This window comes from Salana multivorans (genome assembly GCF_003751805.1).
GTDB classification, from domain to species: domain Bacteria; phylum Actinomycetota; class Actinomycetes; order Actinomycetales; family Beutenbergiaceae; genus Salana; species Salana multivorans.
The window spans coordinates 2,751,300-2,766,676 of sequence record NZ_RKHQ01000001.1 but is presented as its reverse complement, the minus strand read 5'-3'; the positions used below and the strand labels follow the sequence as shown (position 1 = coordinate 2,766,676).

The window sequence follows — 15,377 nt, the reverse complement described above, 5'->3', positions numbered from 1 at the left end:
CCCTTCCTGCACCCACCACCCCGACGCCACCTAGGAGACACCCATGAGCAGCACACCCGAGACCATCGAGCCCCGGATGATCGACTTCGCCGACCTCGCCCCCTACACGACCGCATGGGAGGGCGTCGGCGAGCTGGACTGCTGCGACTCCTGCGTCCCCGACGCCGGCCTGCTCGTCCGCCTCGAGGTGGACGGCGTGGAGTGGGTGACCGACCGCTACATCCTCGTCCGCGCCGACCGGCTCACCGGAGCGCCGGGCCGACTCCAGGAGTGGGTGACAGCCCCCGGCGGTGTCGCAGAGCGGGTCACGACGTGGCTCCAGCCCGGCGAGGTCGACCCGGGCCGTGGCATCTCCCCGATCTACCTCGACCTGGCCGAGCGCCGCGGCCTCACCCTCACACCCGGGCAGGGCGACAAGTGGCTGATCCTCGACCGCGCCGAGGTGATCGGCTGCATCCAGGCCACCACAGCCGACGTCGACCACGGGTGGCGACCCGGAATGGACCTGACCCGGCTCCGCGCCGTCGTCGGCCTCCTCCCGGAGGCCAACACCCACCCGATGCGCGCGTGGGCGACCGCCTACGAGATCATCACCTGCCTCGACGCGATCGGAGCCGACCAGTGAGCACCCACATCGACACCCTGCGCAGGGCCGCGACCAAGCTCCGGGACATGGCCGACGCCGCGGCACCCGGGCCGTGGCACGCACTGCTGTGCGACGGGTCGACCGGAGACCCCAGCCTCGACCACGTCCCGCACGCATCCGGGGTCACGAGCGAAGGCGGCTTCGTGGTCTGCGACGAGGTGATGCTCACCGTCACCGACGCCACCCTGATCGCCGCGATGGGGCCCGGCGTGGCGCTCGCGCTGGCGGGCCACCTCGACGACACCGCCACCGGCATCGAGCGGCGCGGCGTCACGGCACGGATCACCGCCGCCGAGATGTCCGCCACCGCCGTCGCCCGCCGCGTGCTCGGGGAGGCGTCGTGAGTTACGCACGCTTCGGCCCCAGCTCCGACGTGTACGTGTACGGCGACATCGCCGGCTACGTCGCATGCTGTGGCTGCATCCTCAGCGACCAGTGGGACTTCCACTCCGCCGCCGAGATCGTCGCCCACCTACGTGAGCATGTCGCCGCCGGACACAACGTGCCCGAGAACCTCCTCGACGAGTCGCTCTACCCCGACGAGGACTTCGTGGCCGAGTGCAGCATCCACCTGTGCCGCAGGGATAAGGGTCACGGCGGGGAGCACACGCCCATCGCCGGCTGGCCCGACGCCGACCGGCACGAGGCGATTCGCACGAAGCAGCTCGGGGGTGCGTGATGCCCGCGCTCGCCTGGCCGCCCCGGATCACATGCCCCAAGTGCCGGGGCGTCGGCGCGATCTACCCGACCGGCTACCCGGTCGTGTGCCCCCGCTGCTGGGGGACCGGGACGGCACTCCGACCCAGCTTCACGAGCATCACCAGGAGGACCGCATGACCATCGACACCATCGCCAGCGCGGTCTACGCGCACCAGCCAGCCAGCATCGGTGGCGGCACGGCGGGCGGCTCCCGCTGGGAGTGCGCCTGCGGAGACAACGGGCTCATCCCCGGCACCCGTCGGGCCGCCGCGCACAGGCACGCCGAGCATGTCGCCGAGAAGATCGTGGAGGCGCTCGGGCTCACCGAGGTCACCCTGCCGCACTCGCACATCCACCCGTGCGGAGAGACCGGCTGCACCGTCGAGAGCGTCACCTACTGGCGCACACCCGACGTCCCGACTCAGCGCGAGACCCTCACCATGCAGGAGATCGCAGACGCAATTCGAAGCGGCTTCGCGAGGCTCACCGCGCCCGCCTTCGGCACCTACGAGCCGCCGCGATACGCGAGCGGCGGACCCGTGGAGGTGCCCCGGCGCGACGCCGAGGACTGGCCGCGACTGACGGACGGTTGCCCCGTGATACCCGCGTCCGCCTTCCCGAAGGGCGGGCTCCTGCGTGCCTTCGGCACCTACGAGCCGCCCGCCTGCGACCACAGGCAGACGGTCAGCGACGCCACCCCCCTGCGACCCCATCCGGCTCGTCTGCGCCGACTGCGGGCACGTCATCGATCGGGACGAGACGTGAGCGCCGACACCAAGGCCGCACTCGCCGAAGCCATCGCCGCACACATCGCCGACGAATGCGCCGGTGACACCCCCGGAGCCTGGATCGTCCTCACCGAAACCACCACCCTCACCGAATAGGCCGACGACACCGCCAGCATCCACGTCACCAGCCACGGCTCACGACTCACCATCCGTGGCCTCATCGAAACCTGGCGTGACATCGACCGCGACAGCTACCAGCACGGCGACGACTAGCCCCACAACCCAACCCCCAACCCCAAGCCCCCAGGACCACCACCTGGGGGCTTCGTCATGCCAGGAGGACACGTGACCACAGTCCAGGACGACCTCGACGCCCGCGACAACCTCGTCTACATCGCCCAGCGATGGCCCGACCTCAAGGCCAGGCTCCGACGCGAAGGAGGAAGCCCTCTCACCGGACGCACCAGCGGCAGCCACGAGCAGCCGCTCGTCATCGACATCCACATCAGCGACCTGCTGCACGAGATCGAGACCGAGACCCGCTCGCTCGCGCACGTGCTCTGCGACGAGACGGTCGACGCCGACGGCCGGCCATGGGCGCCTCGAACCAGCGTCATGCCCCACCTGCTCACCGAGGTCGCAGAGCACTTCGGGCACTGGACCACCGCCGACGAGCGAACCGCGCTCGCCTTCTGCGACTGGGCCCACGAGTACAGCGAGAAGGTCCGGCGAGCGCTCGAACGCCCCGCGCCCCCCACCTACATGGGCGACTGCCCACTCAAGGTCGTAACCCCGCTGAGCTGGGACGGCGAGGACTACCTCGCCGGCGACCCCTGCCCCGGCTCGCTCTACCTCCGCCCCGGCAGAACCACCATGAGCTGCCCCGCCTGCCGTGGAGAAACCACCCTCGAGGCCCAACGCGACCACGTCCGCGCCGAGCTCGAGAAGATGCTCATGACCCAGACCGAGATCCGCGCCGCCCTCGTCGTGCTCGGGCACACCGTCCCACTCAAGACCGTCCAGTCATGGACGCAAGAGCTCAAGTCGCGACCCCCCAGGCTCCCCGAGGCATACCCCGAGTCCGGCCTCTACCGACTCCGAGAAGCGCTCGACCTCGCTGAGCGGTGGGGAGCGCGACGCGCCGGCTAGAGCCACGCCAGATCCTTGACCAGTCAGGTACGCTGTATGCGACGGTGTTGAACAACACCCAAAACCAGGCCCGGAGAGCACAGCTCCCGGGCCTTCGTCATGCCCCAGGCCCACGAACCCCGGCACGACGGCGGTCCTCCACCGACTCGACCGCGTCACCAACCCGAGTCGCCCGCCGCGAGCGAGGCCAGGCGCCCACGACACCCTGGCCCCGCTCGCGCTCGACTAGTCCAGACGCTTGCAGCTACCGCAGCGCGGCAAGCCGCCCTTCCCCGCAGCTCGGTTGCCGGGACTGATCTGCTGCCCATTCGGACAGTCCCTGTAGTCGTGATAGACCCTCGGGTCCCTCAAGTCCGTCGAGTGGTACGGCGAGGTACTTATAGCCATCATCGGCTCCTCAATCTCACGCGGGCGCGGCGTTGCGCCCGACACCGCCGACGGTAGCGCTTCCACCTAACCTCCGGACCGAAAACAGCGAGCCCGGACCCCACGCCCGTGAAGGGCAGACAGGAGAGGCGTGATGCCTCGCGAACGCACCTACACCGACACCGGCTACATCGAGACCCAATGGTCCCGCGGCGGGCAGCTCGTCTGCATCGTCAGCAGCGACGGCAACACCGAGACCATGCACCAGTTCACCGACCACGCCGACCTCACCCCCATCCTCGCCGGGATGCGACGAGCACAGCGGCAGGCATACGGACGCGGCGAGTAGGACTGGAGGGGCGCGACTCGACAACGCGCACCCAGTCCGACGGGTAGGTTCAGGCCATGGCCTCAAGAGTCTGCTGGAACTGCCACCAAGCCGCTCATCACACGCGGATGCATGAGCCCACGCGCGGTCGCGACTCATGGTCCGCCGGAATGAAGTGCGACAACTGTGGCGCGATGAGCATCGCAGTGCAGCCCCTCGCGCTCGCGTCCGACTACGTGGCAGCACGAAGGCACATCGACGACCCGGACGCCACTCCCCGCTGGCTCCCGGAGCGCGTGTACGGGAAGGAGTTCCCTGACGTGCCCGAGCAGATCGCCGCCGCAGCCTCCGAAGCCTGGGTCTGCTACTCCATCGGCCAGTACCGCGCCTCCGCCGCGATGGCACGAGCCGTCGTCGAGGCCACCGCCAAAGACAAGGGCATCACGACCGGTGGCATCCTCGCCAAGATCGACGCCCTCTACGACCAAGAGATCATCGGCAAGGGCGTCAAAGAAGCCGCGCACGAGATCCGCTTCCTCGGCAACGACATGGCCCACGGCGACTTCGTGGCCAGCGTCCCCGAGGAACTGATCGCCGACATGCTCGGCTTCCTCGACCAGTTCCTCGACGAGGCATACCAGCGGGATGCCAAGCTCACCCGCTTCCGCGAACAGCGCCTCGCCCTCCGCGGCGAGTAGGGGCGAACTAACGCAAGTCGCCGAACTGCCCGATCCGCAGGTGCACCTGCACCGCGGAGAGCAGGCGGTAGGCACCAACGATCAAAGAGATCGTCCCCCAGAGGGCTAGCAGTCCGCTGACACCGAACAGAACCATCGGGAACTGGCCGCCGTCGCCAGTCGTCAGCACCAGCCAGCCCACAAAACCGATCACACCTGCCAGCACGGGAAGCACCACGAGGCCCATCACCAGCGGGTCCACGAACGACTTCCTCGCGGCCGGATGCTCCGACACCGCACTCCGCACCCACGCGGCCTGCACCTGATCCATCCCGAGATTCTGGCAGGCAAAACACCGCGCCGCACCCGATCAGGCCCTACAGTCGGCGCCATGGACATCGAACCGATCGAAGCACTTCGCAGGGCCCTCGCAGTGGCGACCAACCTCCAAACTCAGGACGAGAACGAGAACGCCTGGACCGAGTGCTACCTGCTCCTCGCAGACCTCGACGCGCGCGATGCGCGCTTCGTTGCAGTCGCCATGGCTCACCTGCTCACCCGAGCGCTCCACTACGCCAGCGACCTGGTGCAGGCCGTTGAGGGTGAGGGCATTCAAGTCAACGGGATCCCGGGCGGCACCAACCCTGAGAACATTCTGGCCGAAGTGGGGCGCCAGGTTGCCGCCCACGAACTGGGCGAGGGCGTCTAGCCCTTCGGGTGGGTGTGCTCAGTCCAGCGGGAACCGTCCCAGTACCGCAGTTGGCGGTCATTCTGCGGGTCCGGGTACCAGTTCGCCGGCCACGAAGGCTGAACCGGCGGAGGCGGAGAAGCGGGCTGAGCCGAGACCGGCTGCGAGTACGCGCCACGCTTGACCGCGAGGATCAGCTCCTTCATCGAAGCCGCCTCCTTCTTCGAACAGCGCATCTCGATCACACCAGACGAACTATGTAGAACCACCACGTCGTTCAGCACCGTGTCACGACGCGTCGTCACCCCCTGGATCGCGTCCATCAACAACATGTCCGACCCCGCACCACGGCGACCACGCGCCCCCGTGGCCGCGAACGAGGCACCCATCGTGATGATCCCGGCCGTCACCTTCGCGCCCGACACCTTGCCGACCTTGTCCCACTCCACCCGGTCCGGATAGACACGCACCTTCGCGTTCTTCCCGTCGATGTGGGATGTGATCTCCAACAGGGGGGCGTCCTCGCTCATACCCGGGAGGCTAGTCGCATCCCGCGGGGGTGTCTCCCGGACACCGGGAGAGTGCGCAAGCCGGGAGGGGAGCAGTGGCACGCCATGGTCACCTCACGGACCGGCACGACATCACACCTCCGCTTCCGCAAAGCTGTCCTTGCCGCAGGAAGAGCAGCCGGAGTCACCCGGTGCCCAGTCCCAGGGTGCGGCGTATGGCTCGATTACGACGTCAGCCGCCAACCCAACAGCGCCGAACCAGACCACATCATCCGCGTCGTCGACGGCGGAACGAACGACGCCAGTAACGGGCGGGTCATCTGCCGGCGCTGCAACCAGCGGCTCGGACAACGACGAGCAGAGACGCGGGCCGCCCCACCCCTCGGCCCAGGAGCCGAGCCTCGAATCGAGTGGTGACGCGACTCCGCGACAGACCCGGGGGGCACCCCCTCCCCCTCCCGGTTCCTCGCACCCTAGAGGCATAGCGACTTTCACACACAGAGCTCGGGAGGTCCGCCGATGGACCGCAAGGCCGTGCTTGAGGAAACGCTCGACCTGCTCATGAGCGGACTCCGGGACGAGGCGAAGGGGCCGGCAAGGGCTCCTCTCGCCGCCCAGATCCGCGCCGTGTCCGCCGACCTCGCCGCGCTGGCGGTAGACGAAGGCAAGGCGGGTGATCCGGTTGACGAGCTCGCAGCCCGTCGCGCTGCTCGGGGAGGCGCCACCGCGCGTCTTGGTCGAGCCCAGGGGCGCTCGGGCTAACTCCTGGGAGGACGTCGCTGACCTCTCGGCGACGGCGGGCATCGTCCTGGACGGCTGGCAGGAGACGATCCTCAAGGCCGCGATGGGCGAGCGCCGTGATGCCACCTGGGCGGCCAAGCGGGTCGGAGTGACGGTGCCCCGCCAGAACGGCAAGAGCCAGCTGCTCGTGGCGCGCGCGCTCGCGGGCGCACTTCTCTTCGGCGAGAAGAAGATCGTCATCAGCGCCCACCAGCAGGACACGGCGCGCGAGGCGTTCTCGAAGCTCATGGAGATCGTCGAGGACGAGGCGAACGCCTGGCTGCGGGAGCGCGTGAAGCCGGGCGGCATCATGCAAGCTCTGAACCGCGAGGCTGTGAAGTTCGCGAACGGCGCGACGATCCAGTTCAAGGCGCGCTCGGGGGCAGGCGGCAAGGGATTTTCGTCTGACTGCCTGATGCTGGACGAGGCTCAGATCCTCGGATCTCGCGCATGGACCTCGATCAACTCGACGATGTCTGCGATGCCGAACCCGCAGGTGTGGCTACTCGGCACTGCGCCCCAGGAGGAGGACGACTCGACCGTCTTCGAGTCCGTCCGCGCGGCTGCTATCGAGGGCAAGTCGACCTCGGCGGCGTGGTGCGAGTGGGGTGCCGACCGGGAGTCGCCGGAGTATGCAGCGGCCTTGCCCGACCTCAAGTCGCGCCGATGGACTCCGGCGGTCGAGTACATCTGCTGGTCCGCCAACCCGGCGTGGAACGCGCGAATGAACGTCGAGGTCGTGCAGGGCGAGTGCGAGACCTACTCGGTGGAGAAGTTCGGCCAGGACCGGCTCGGCCTATGGAGCGAGACCACCGGCAAGGTCAGTCGCCTCATCACAGCCTCACAGTGGCGAAACGCGGAAGCGCCTGCCACTGATGGCATCCGATCGCTCGGGGTGGCATTCTCCGCCTCGGGCACAGTGATGGGCGTCGCGGGAGCGACGAAGCACCCGGACGGCTTCCACGCCGAACTTCCTTGGGATGCGCGTGGCTCGCTTGCGGGCTCGGTCGATATCGGGCGTGTGGCTCGATGGCTGGCCGAGGATGAGCGCTGGAGGCGGTTCGCGCAGATCACGATCTGTGGCCCCTCGCACGACGAGGTGCTCCGCCTCGCGCTGATTGACGCGGGCGTGTCGAAGTCCCGCATCCACATCGCGACGACGGCCGAGTACTACGACTCCTGCTCGCTCGGGTACGAGGCGATCCTCAATGGATCCCTCACCCACACCGAGGGACAGGTGGCCCTGGAGGAGTCCGTGGCCGTCTCGGACAAGAAGGCCCGACCGGGCGGGGCGTGGGGCTGGAACTCCACGGGCGACGACGGCCTCGAGGCGCACATCGAGGCGATGTGCCTGGCGTACCGGACGGCTCGGACGACACGACGCAAGCCGGGCAAGAAGCAGAGGGGGATGATCCTGTGACCCCTGCCTCGACGCAGACACCGTACGTCGCCGGCCTGAGCGCTCAGCACCAGGACATGGTCACCGGCCTGGTGGAGAAGATCCGGCGGAAGGCGTTCAGGAACCGCCTGCGTCGCACGTACTACGAGCACAAGGCCGGCCTCAAGGATCTGGGTATCGCGATCCCACCGCACCTGCGGGGCGTGGAGACCGCCGTCGGGCTGCCCGCTAAGGCGGTCGACTCGATGTCGCGTCGGACGATGCTCGAGCGCTGGACTCTCGCCTCGGGCGGAGACCCGGACGTGCTGGGCGTCGGCGAGATCTCGGAGGCGAACCGCCTCGAGACGCTGATGCCGCAGGCGCACACCTCCGCCCTGGTCGCCTCGACCGCATTCGGCTTCGTCACGGCGGGCGACACGGGCGCGGGCGAGCCGGAGTCGCTGATCACGCTGCGGTCGGCCGAGTGGGCGACCGGCACATGGTCATCGCGCCTCAACTCGATGACCAGCGCTCTCTCGATTGTGGACGTCGATGACCTCGGCGCGATCGACCACATGGTGCTCTATGTCCCCAACGCCGCGATCGTCATGCGGCGCAGTGGTGCCCGTTGGGACATCCGACAGTCCGTCCACGAGCTCGGCGTACCGGTGGAGCAGTTCGCCTACCGCGCCGAGCTCGGGCGCCCCTTCGGTCGCTCTCGCATCTCACGGCCGGTCATGTCGCTGACGGACTCGATCGTCAGGTCCATGCTGCGTACCGAGGTGAGCGCCGAGTTCTTCAACGCGCCTCAGCGGTGGGCAATGGGCGCCGAGGAGGGCGCCTTCTCGGACCGGGACGGCAACCCGCTGTCGGGGTGGCAGATCATCCTCGGCAACCTCCTGACACTCTCGCGCGACGAAGAGGGCAATGCGCCGACGGTCGGCGAGTTCAAGCAGCAGTCGATGCAGCCGAACATCGAGCAGCTCCGAATGCTCGCACAGTGGTTCGCCTCGGAGACGAACCTGCCGCTGCGGTCGCTGGGGATCGTGGGAGACAACCCCGAGTCCGAGGGCGCGATCTCAGAGGCGAACCACGAGCTGGAGCTCGACATCCGCCACTGGCAGAGCACGTCCCTGTCGCCCGCGTGGCGCCGCCTCATGGTGTCAGCCCTGCGGCTCCGGGACGACTCGGATGCGGCGCGCGCGGAGTACGCGGGCCTGTCGCCCGTGTGGCTGAACCCGACCAAGGTCACGACGAGCGCGGCCGGCGATTGGTTCGTCAAGGTCGCCCCGGCTATCGACGGTCTGGCCGCCTCGACGGTGGGCATGGAGATGGCTGGGCTGTCTCCGCAACAGATTGATCGCTTCACGGCTGAGCGTCGCCGCATCCAGGGTGGAAACACCCTTGACCGGGTGCTCGCTGCCCGAGCGGATGTCGCCCCTGGTTCGGATGCGACATCGCCCTCGTTGGCCGCGGGGGGGGGGCTTCGGTGACTGAGGACGCCCTGGCGCTCAAGACCAAGTTCGACGCTCTCGGCATAGCCATTCGCGCTGGGGTCGACCAGGCGGACGCCGCAGGTCGCCTTGGCCTCGCTGGACTGAAGTTCACGGGCGCGACACCCGTGTCGCTACGACCGCCGTCGGACTCCGAGTGACCACACGGCGCGACGTTGAGCGGCTGAGGACCGCGAACGCTGAGGTCGTGGCGATGGCCCGGGCCGAGCTTGAGGCGTTCTGGCGCGGACTCGATCTCTCCGACGCAGAAGCGGCCAGGGACGCGCTGATCGAGTTCGTCCCCACCCTGGTCCGCGAGTATGGCGACCTCGCGACCGCGGTCGCGGCCGACTGGTACGAGGAGGTCCGCGCGGCTCAGGTGGCTGGACGCTTCTCGGCTACCGCCGCCCCAGGCGTCGAGGCGGCTCAGGTGGTCGGCTCGACGCGGTTCGCCGCTGGGCGCCTCTTCGCGGGTGACCCCGCAGAGGCGCTATCGATCATCTCGGGTGCGGTGCAGCGCTACGTCTCCTACTCTGCCCGCGAGACAGTCCGGCGCAACGTAGCCTCCGACCCCGCCCGTCCGCGTTATGCGCGAGTGCCCAAGGGCGCGACCACGTGCGCGTTCTGTCTGATGCTCGCCAGCCGCGGCTTCGTCTACCGCTCCAGCAAGACCGCTGGTGAGATGGACCACTACCACGACGACTGTGACTGCATGCCGGTCGTCGAGTTCGACCGGGCGCAGCACCACATCGAGGGCTACGACCCCGATGCGCTCTACGCCGACTATCAGGAGGCCAGGAAGGTCGCCGGGAGCGGCGACCCCCGCGCGATCCTCGCCGCCCTGCGCCAGGAGCAGGGCATCCGCTGACCACGGCCGCACGGCCGGGACCACCTATCCACCACCGCGACGTCCCGCATGGGCTTCGTGGCGATCCCGCACGGGAGGCAACACAGATGAGCGACACCACGGCCACTCCGACATCAGCCCCGGCCGACGTCACGCCCGCTTCGACCCAGCCCACCCCCGCTCAGCTCACGCCTGCACAGGCCAAGGCCGAGGCAGACGCCGCACGCGCTGCGGGCGACGAGCTCGCCGCCATCAAGGCCGAGTCCCGGAAGTGGGAGGCGCAGGCCAAGGCCAACTCCGCCGCCGCCGCACGGCTGGCTGAGTTGGAGGAAGCCGCGAAGTCGGACGAGCAGAAGCGCGCCGAGGCCGCCGAGGCTCAGGCCAAGGAGCTCGCGGAGACGCGGGCTGAGCGCGACGCGCTCAAGGCCGAGAAGCAGGTCGCCGCGTGGAAGGCCGAGGTCTCCACCGAGACCGGCGTCCCCGCCGTCGCCCTGGCCGGGTCCACCCGCGAGGAGATCGAGGCGCACGCCGCGACCCTCAAGCCGCTCATCACCCCGTCCGAGCCCGTCAAGAAGGCGGCCCTCGGACCCTATGTGCCCGACGAAGGCACACAGCCCACCAAGCCTCTCGGTGGGCCGGCGCAGGCGTTCGCCGACGCCCTCGGACCGATCTTCTCCTAGGAGGAAGAAGCCATGGCTGGAATCGACATCAACCGGACCACGTCCGGCATCACGCTGCCCAAGGAGGTCTCCGCGGAGATCTGGGCCAAGACGCAGGAGGCGTCGTTCGTGCAGCAGCGCGCTCGCCGCATCGAGCTGCCCGGTGGGGGTGTGGACGTCCCGATCATCACGGGCGACCCGGTCGCCACCTGGGTCTCGGAGACCGACGAGAAGCCCGTCTCGCGCTCGACGTTCGGGACGAAGAACATCAAGGGCTACACGCTCGCGGTGATCGAGCCGTTCTCGAACCAGTTCCGGCGCGACCTGCCGGCGCTGTACAACGCCCTCGTGGGTCGCCTGCCGGGCGTCCTCGCGAAGACGTTCGACCAGACCGCGTTCGGGTTCCAGGCGTCGCCGGGCACCGGGTTCGACACGCTGGCGTCCGCGCCGGCGGTGTCCCTCACGACCCCGGGAGCCAACCGCACCCAGTACGACCAGTTCCTCGCGGCCCTGGAGTCCGTGGCAACGGTCGGCGGGTCGGACGTCACCGGCTGGGCGCTCTCGGTCCAGGCGGAGATCGCCGCGATGGGCGCCAAGGACGAGCAGGGTCGGCCCCTGTTCATCGACTCCATCCGCGACCAGGGCAGCATCGGCCAGGTGCTCGCCCGCCCGGCCTGGAAGACGGCGCACGCCTACAAGCCCGGCACCGCGGGGAGCCCGGGCACCCCCGCGACGCTCGGCATCGCGGGCGACTGGGACTCGGCCGTGTGGGGCTTCGTCGAGGGGCTGAGCATCAGCATCTCCGACCAGGCCACGCTCAACGACGGTGGCACCGCGATCCACCTGTGGCAGCGGAACATGTTCGCGGTCCGGGTCGAGTTCGAGGTCGGCTTCGCAGTCCGCGACGTCAACCGCTTCGTGCGGCTGACCGGCAACACCCCGAGCTGATGGTGAAGCTCCGGTCGCCGCAGTCCGGCGGCGAGGTGTGCGTGCCGGCAGAGAGTCTCGCCGCGTTCCTCGCTGCCGGCTGGAGGCCCACCGAGCCGGACGCGATCGCCGTGACGGCTCCCGTGCCCGAGGATCCTGCGGGCGAGGGCGTGGCTGAGGCGGCGCACACCGCCCCGGCCACCGAGCCGGACGCGATCGCTGTGACGGCTCCCGTGCCGCCGCGGGCGAACGCCTCTCGGGGGGAATGGGCGGCGTTCGCAACCGCGAACCACGTCCCGTTCCCCGAAGACGCGAAGCAGGGCGAGATCCGCGCCCTCGTCGCATCGCACATCGCCTAGGAGGGAGGGGCCGTCATGGCATACGCAACGGTCGAAGACCTTGAGTCGCGGTGGCGGCCCCTCGACTCCGATGAACGTGCTCGCGCGGACGTTCTCCTTGGTGACGTCGCGGTGCTGATCGACGAGGCAGCTCCCCTGCCAGTACCCCCAGCGGAGCCGTCGCAGCATGACCTCTCGCTGCGACGGCTGATCTCCTGCGCTGCGGTCAAGCGCGCCATGGCGGTCTCCGCCGCCACCGTCGGGGTCTCATCGGAACAGCACGGCACAGGCCCGTTCCAGGACTCCTGGAACTACGCCAACCCGATGGGAGATCTGTACCTGCTCGCTCCCGAGATCAAGCGACTCCGAGGCGACGGCAGGCAGCAAGCGGCGACCATCCCGATGTACAGGACAGCCGGTGGTTGAGCGCATCTACGCCTGGCGCGGCGCGGCAGCTCGGCAATCCTGGCGCTAGCGAATGTCGCCGTACTGCCCGATACGCAGATGCACCTGCACTGCGGAGAGTAGACGGTACGCACCGACGATCAGAGAGATCGTCCCCCAGAGGGCTAGCAGCCCGCTGACACCGAACAGAACCAACGGAAACTGGCCGCCGTCGCCAGTCGTCAAGACCAGCCAGCCCACGAACCCGATCGCCCCCGCAAGAACCGGAAGCACCACCAACCCCATCACCAGCGGGTCCACGAACGACTTCCTCGCAGCGGGATGCTCCGACACCGCGCTCCGCACCCATGCGGCCTGCACCTGATCCATCCCGAGAGTCTGGCAGTAACCACATGGCGAGCGAAACGGGGGGTTCTCGTGAGAGTCACCGAATCCGGCGAGCCCGTCTGGCGAGTCCGCGCCGGCGGGCAAACCGGCACAGATCGGTACGGCAACCCAATCCATGGGCCCGACGTCGTCGAGCCGCTGCCGACCGCCCTGTTCGACCCTGGCGGAAGCCGCGAATCCCGAGAGCCCGGGCGCGCTCCCGTGATCAGCGAGCCGGCGCTGTACTTTCGAGGGGCCTTCCCGGATCTTTCGTCAGGCGACAGAGTGCGGGTGCGCGACCTCGTCTACGCGGTTGAGGGAGACCCAGCCGTGTGGATCCACCCTGGCCGTCGGACCGACGGAGCGGTCGTCCAGCTCCGGCGAGTGACCGGCTGATGGCTGCGCCGAAGGTGGTTCTGAACTCATCCGGAGTGCTCGAGGTGCTCTCCGATCCGGGCGTCGCTGCGTTTCTCCATGAGGTCGCAGAGGGCGTCGCTGGCGCGGCTCGAGCGGCAGCCCCCCACGTCACGGGCGAGTATCACGACTCCATCGACGTGGTCGACGTCAACACCGGGCGGGCTGTTGCTCGGGTCGTCGCCACAGCACCTCATGCCCACCTGGTAGAGGCGCGCACCGGCAACCTCGCGAAGGCGATGAGCGCCGCAGGAGGTGGGCGATGAGCATCGTGCTGCCCGACGTTGTCGCGCTCACCGTCGCCCACGTCCGCGCGTCTCTCGCCACGCGCGCCGAGCCGTTCGCCTCCAACGTGTGGGTGTCAAACGCGACCCCCGCTGATCCCGACGGATCGACGCGCCGTGACCCACGCATGGTGATCGTACGAGGCGACGGCGGAAGTCGGATCGGAGACGTGCGCGGGCTGGCCCGACTTGGCCTGAACGTATGGGCCGAGACGGATGCCGACGCGACCGACCTCGCCAACCTCGTGTCGGCGATCGTCTCCGGCATGGCCGGCATCGGCCCCGTCCGGCGTGCGACGGCCACCCTTCCGGCAGACGTCACCGGCGAAGACGGGCACGCCCGTCGCTACCTGACCGCCGAGCTCGTAATCCGCGGCCACTCCCTCTGACGCGAACCTCACCTTCAAGGACTCCGGCCACCCGCCGGGCACAGCGGCCTCGCCGCACGACAGAAAGGGGCCGACATGACCCTCAACTCCAGCAACGTCCGGGTGGCCGTTACGGGCGCCATCTACATCGGCGGCGCGTCGGCGGCCAAGCCGACCGATGCCGACAGTTCCTACGGGTCTGGCTGGTCCGATCTCGGATACGCCAGCGAGAACGGCGTCACCGAGTCGCGCAACCGCACCACCCAGACGATCAAGGGCTGGCAGAACGGCGACGTCGTCCGCGAGGTCGTGACCGAGGCCGGCCTGACCTTCAAGACGGTCCTGATCGAGACCAAGGAGGAGACCGTCGGGCTCTACTACGGGACCACGGTCGACGCCAACGGCGCACTCCAGATCGTCCCATCCTCGACGGGTGGGCGGCAGAAGTTCGGCTTCGACATCGTGGACGGCGACGCGTTCATCCGCGCATACGTCGCATCGGGAGAGATCACCGAGGTGGGCGAGCAGGTGTACCGCAACGGCGAGGCGATCGGTTACGAGGTCACGATCCGGGCGTACCCGCACGCCGACCACACGGACCCCGTCACGGGCGCGATCGGCTCGGCCACGAAGTGGTACTCGACCCTCGCGGGCGAGACGCCGGAGCCCTGACGTCCGCCCCGCCCTGGCGATTCCGCGCGGGACGCCAGGGCGGGTGCTCCACCCTCCCGCGACCACAACGACACGAGAGGCATGCGCATGCCCACGCGCAAGGCACCACAGGACCGCAAGACCAAGGCGCTCCCGCCGGGCCAGTTCCAAGGAGTCGACGGCAAGACCTACGTGCTGCCCGACCCGAACGAGTCGGTCACGCTCGCAACCGGTCGAGATCTCCGTGACATCGCCCTCGGCGACGATCAGGCGCAGCTCGCCGTCCAGTTTCGCCTTCTGGAGCGATGTGGTGTCGACGAGGTCACGCTCGACGCCCTCTACTCGCTTCCGATGCTGGACACGGCCAACGTGATCTCGGAGTGGATGACTGGGGTCGACCTCCCAAACTCCTGACGCTCGTCGGCCTGTACGACGAGCACTCCATCAAGTTCGACTACGACTGGCGCAGCCGGTTTCACATCCCGTTCTCCCCCGGTGTGACGCAGACGTGGCGCGAGGCGTGGGCCCTCTTTCTTGAGCTCCGCGAGGACCCTTCCTCTCGGGTCGCCGCCGCGATGGCCGGGTGGGAACGGCCCGTGTCGCACGAGGAGATCGCACTACTCGATCTCCTCGACACGCTGCGGGCTGTGAACTGGGACCCCAAGAAGGGGCCCTAC

General features: G+C 68.9%; 23 protein-coding genes. 20 read left to right on the top strand and 3 right to left on the bottom strand.

Annotated features, from left to right (window positions below):
* Positions 1–43 precede the first annotated feature (43 nt).
* From EDD28_RS11945 to EDD28_RS11915, 7 genes are all read left to right on the top strand, one after another.
* Positions 44–625: a hypothetical protein gene (locus EDD28_RS11945; RefSeq protein ID WP_123739795.1), complete on the top strand. Its 582-nt coding sequence runs from the start codon at positions 44–46 to the stop codon at positions 623–625.
* Positions 622–990 (top strand): hypothetical protein, encoded by a 369-nt coding sequence (locus tag EDD28_RS11940; protein WP_123739794.1) that lies wholly within the window; start codon positions 622–624, stop codon positions 988–990. The genes EDD28_RS11945 and EDD28_RS11940 overlap by 4 nt, the downstream gene beginning before the upstream one ends.
* Entirely contained in the window at positions 987–1,325 is a 339-nt protein-coding gene (locus EDD28_RS11935; RefSeq protein WP_123739793.1) for a hypothetical protein, read from the top strand. Before EDD28_RS11940 ends, EDD28_RS11935 begins: the two co-directional genes overlap by 4 nt.
* Positions 1,326–1,479: 154 nt before the next feature.
* Positions 1,480–2,229, top strand: a complete 750-nt coding sequence (locus tag EDD28_RS11930; protein ID WP_148059608.1) for a hypothetical protein — start codon at positions 1,480–1,482, stop codon at positions 2,227–2,229.
* A 189-nt stretch (positions 2,230–2,418) separates the two neighbouring features.
* Entirely contained in the window at positions 2,419–3,222 is an 804-nt protein-coding gene (locus EDD28_RS11925; protein WP_123739791.1) for a hypothetical protein, read from the top strand.
* A gap of 520 nt (positions 3,223–3,742) precedes the next feature.
* Complete coding sequence (locus tag EDD28_RS11920; protein ID WP_123739790.1) at positions 3,743–3,937, top strand: hypothetical protein; 195 nt, start codon at positions 3,743–3,745, stop codon at positions 3,935–3,937.
* Positions 3,938–4,110: 173 nt separating this feature from the next.
* A complete protein-coding gene (locus EDD28_RS11915) occupies positions 4,111–4,614 on the top strand; it encodes a DUF4145 domain-containing protein (RefSeq protein WP_170169453.1) in 504 nt (167 codons plus the stop codon).
* A gap of 7 nt (positions 4,615–4,621) precedes the next feature.
* On the opposite strand, the gene EDD28_RS11910 is transcribed toward EDD28_RS11915, so the two are convergent.
* Positions 4,622–4,924, bottom strand: coding sequence for a hypothetical protein (locus EDD28_RS11910; protein ID WP_148059607.1), 303 nt, complete (start codon positions 4,922–4,924; stop codon positions 4,622–4,624).
* A gap of 60 nt (positions 4,925–4,984) precedes the next feature.
* Between EDD28_RS11910 and EDD28_RS11905 the strand changes: the two genes are divergently transcribed.
* On the top strand, positions 4,985–5,302 hold the full coding sequence (locus EDD28_RS11905; RefSeq protein WP_123739787.1) for a hypothetical protein: 318 nt from the start codon (positions 4,985–4,987) through the stop codon (positions 5,300–5,302).
* Here EDD28_RS11905 and EDD28_RS17715 read toward each other — a convergent pair.
* Positions 5,299–5,811, bottom strand: coding sequence for a DUF2510 domain-containing protein (locus EDD28_RS17715; RefSeq protein WP_211339178.1), 513 nt, complete (start codon positions 5,809–5,811; stop codon positions 5,299–5,301). The two genes, EDD28_RS11905 and EDD28_RS17715, sit on opposite strands and share 4 nt — an antisense overlap.
* 84 nt (positions 5,812–5,895) lie before the next feature.
* On the opposite strand from EDD28_RS17715, the gene EDD28_RS18205 reads away from it, so the two are divergent.
* From EDD28_RS18205 to EDD28_RS11860, 8 genes are all read left to right on the top strand, one after another.
* The gene (locus tag EDD28_RS18205; RefSeq protein ID WP_123739786.1) at positions 5,896–6,207 is read left to right on the top strand and encodes an HNH endonuclease signature motif containing protein; all 312 of its coding nucleotides are present in this window, start codon (positions 5,896–5,898) and stop codon (positions 6,205–6,207) included.
* Between the two features lie 256 nt (positions 6,208–6,463).
* Complete coding sequence (locus tag EDD28_RS11890) at positions 6,464–7,990, top strand: terminase large subunit domain-containing protein (RefSeq protein ID WP_123739785.1); 1,527 nt, start codon at positions 6,464–6,466, stop codon at positions 7,988–7,990.
* Positions 7,987–9,441: a phage portal protein gene (locus EDD28_RS11885; RefSeq protein ID WP_123739784.1), complete on the top strand. Its 1,455-nt coding sequence runs from the start codon at positions 7,987–7,989 to the stop codon at positions 9,439–9,441. The genes EDD28_RS11890 and EDD28_RS11885 overlap by 4 nt, the downstream gene beginning before the upstream one ends.
* A 157-nt stretch (positions 9,442–9,598) precedes the next feature.
* Complete coding sequence (locus EDD28_RS11880; RefSeq protein ID WP_123739783.1) at positions 9,599–10,309, top strand: VG15 protein; 711 nt, start codon at positions 9,599–9,601, stop codon at positions 10,307–10,309.
* Between the two features lie 86 nt (positions 10,310–10,395).
* Positions 10,396–10,968, top strand: coding sequence for a hypothetical protein (locus EDD28_RS11875; protein ID WP_123739782.1), 573 nt, complete (start codon positions 10,396–10,398; stop codon positions 10,966–10,968).
* Between the two features lie 12 nt (positions 10,969–10,980).
* Positions 10,981–11,895 (top strand): phage major capsid protein, encoded by a 915-nt coding sequence (locus EDD28_RS11870; protein ID WP_123739781.1) that lies wholly within the window; start codon positions 10,981–10,983, stop codon positions 11,893–11,895.
* The gene (locus EDD28_RS11865; protein WP_123739780.1) at positions 11,895–12,233 is read left to right on the top strand and encodes a hypothetical protein; all 339 of its coding nucleotides are present in this window, start codon (positions 11,895–11,897) and stop codon (positions 12,231–12,233) included. The genes EDD28_RS11870 and EDD28_RS11865 overlap by 1 nt, the downstream gene beginning before the upstream one ends.
* Positions 12,234–12,248: 15 nt before the next feature.
* Positions 12,249–12,638, top strand: a complete 390-nt coding sequence (locus EDD28_RS11860) for a Gp19/Gp15/Gp42 family protein (protein WP_123739779.1) — start codon at positions 12,249–12,251, stop codon at positions 12,636–12,638.
* Positions 12,639–12,683: 45 nt separating this feature from the next.
* On the opposite strand, the gene EDD28_RS11855 is transcribed toward EDD28_RS11860, so the two are convergent.
* Positions 12,684–12,986: a hypothetical protein gene (locus tag EDD28_RS11855; protein ID WP_123739778.1), complete on the bottom strand. Its 303-nt coding sequence runs from the start codon at positions 12,984–12,986 to the stop codon at positions 12,684–12,686.
* Positions 12,987–13,378: 392 nt separating this feature from the next.
* On the opposite strand from EDD28_RS11855, the gene EDD28_RS11850 reads away from it, so the two are divergent.
* The 4 genes from EDD28_RS11850 (at position 13,379) to EDD28_RS11835 (ending at position 15,114) form a co-directional block, all read left to right on the top strand.
* Entirely contained in the window at positions 13,379–13,663 is a 285-nt protein-coding gene (locus EDD28_RS11850) for an HK97 gp10 family phage protein (protein ID WP_123739777.1), read from the top strand.
* Positions 13,660–14,070 (top strand): hypothetical protein, encoded by a 411-nt coding sequence (locus EDD28_RS11845; protein ID WP_123739776.1) that lies wholly within the window; start codon positions 13,660–13,662, stop codon positions 14,068–14,070. Before EDD28_RS11850 ends, EDD28_RS11845 begins: the two co-directional genes overlap by 4 nt.
* A gap of 75 nt (positions 14,071–14,145) precedes the next feature.
* Complete coding sequence (locus EDD28_RS11840) at positions 14,146–14,721, top strand: phage tail tube protein (protein WP_123739775.1); 576 nt, start codon at positions 14,146–14,148, stop codon at positions 14,719–14,721.
* An 87-nt stretch (positions 14,722–14,808) separates the two neighbouring features.
* A complete protein-coding gene (locus EDD28_RS11835) occupies positions 14,809–15,114 on the top strand; it encodes a hypothetical protein (RefSeq protein WP_148059606.1) in 306 nt (101 codons plus the stop codon).
* Positions 15,115–15,377: the final 263 nt, after the last annotated feature.

Excerpts from the sequence above, each read along its gene's own strand:
- EDD28_RS11905 (WP_123739787.1), top strand. The coding sequence starts at position 4,985 with ATGGACATCGAACCGATCGAAGCACTTCGCAGGGCCCTCGCAGTGGCG.
- EDD28_RS17715 (WP_211339178.1), bottom strand. The coding sequence starts at position 5,811 with ATGAGCGAGGACGCCCCCCTGTTGGAGATCACATCCCACATCGACGGG.
- EDD28_RS11865 (WP_123739780.1), top strand. The coding sequence starts at position 11,895 with ATGGTGAAGCTCCGGTCGCCGCAGTCCGGCGGCGAGGTGTGCGTGCCG.
- EDD28_RS11850 (WP_123739777.1), top strand. The coding sequence starts at position 13,379 with ATGGCTGCGCCGAAGGTGGTTCTGAACTCATCCGGAGTGCTCGAGGTG.
- EDD28_RS11860 (WP_123739779.1), top strand. The coding sequence starts at position 12,249 with ATGGCATACGCAACGGTCGAAGACCTTGAGTCGCGGTGGCGGCCCCTC.
- EDD28_RS11840 (WP_123739775.1), top strand. The coding sequence starts at position 14,146 with ATGACCCTCAACTCCAGCAACGTCCGGGTGGCCGTTACGGGCGCCATC.
- EDD28_RS11910 (WP_148059607.1), bottom strand. The coding sequence starts at position 4,924 with ATGGATCAGGTGCAGGCCGCGTGGGTGCGGAGTGCGGTGTCGGAGCAT.
- EDD28_RS11930 (WP_148059608.1), top strand. The coding sequence starts at position 1,480 with ATGACCATCGACACCATCGCCAGCGCGGTCTACGCGCACCAGCCAGCC.
- EDD28_RS11945 (WP_123739795.1), top strand. The coding sequence starts at position 44 with ATGAGCAGCACACCCGAGACCATCGAGCCCCGGATGATCGACTTCGCC.
- EDD28_RS11915 (WP_170169453.1), top strand. The coding sequence starts at position 4,111 with ATGAGCATCGCAGTGCAGCCCCTCGCGCTCGCGTCCGACTACGTGGCA.
- EDD28_RS11855 (WP_123739778.1), bottom strand. The coding sequence starts at position 12,986 with ATGGATCAGGTGCAGGCCGCATGGGTGCGGAGCGCGGTGTCGGAGCAT.
- EDD28_RS18205 (WP_123739786.1), top strand. The coding sequence starts at position 5,896 with ATGGTCACCTCACGGACCGGCACGACATCACACCTCCGCTTCCGCAAA.
- EDD28_RS11870 (WP_123739781.1), top strand. The coding sequence starts at position 10,981 with ATGGCTGGAATCGACATCAACCGGACCACGTCCGGCATCACGCTGCCC.
- EDD28_RS11845 (WP_123739776.1), top strand. The coding sequence starts at position 13,660 with ATGAGCATCGTGCTGCCCGACGTTGTCGCGCTCACCGTCGCCCACGTC.
- EDD28_RS11920 (WP_123739790.1), top strand. The coding sequence starts at position 3,743 with ATGCCTCGCGAACGCACCTACACCGACACCGGCTACATCGAGACCCAA.
- EDD28_RS11875 (WP_123739782.1), top strand. The coding sequence starts at position 10,396 with ATGAGCGACACCACGGCCACTCCGACATCAGCCCCGGCCGACGTCACG.
- EDD28_RS11835 (WP_148059606.1), top strand. The coding sequence starts at position 14,809 with ATGCCCACGCGCAAGGCACCACAGGACCGCAAGACCAAGGCGCTCCCG.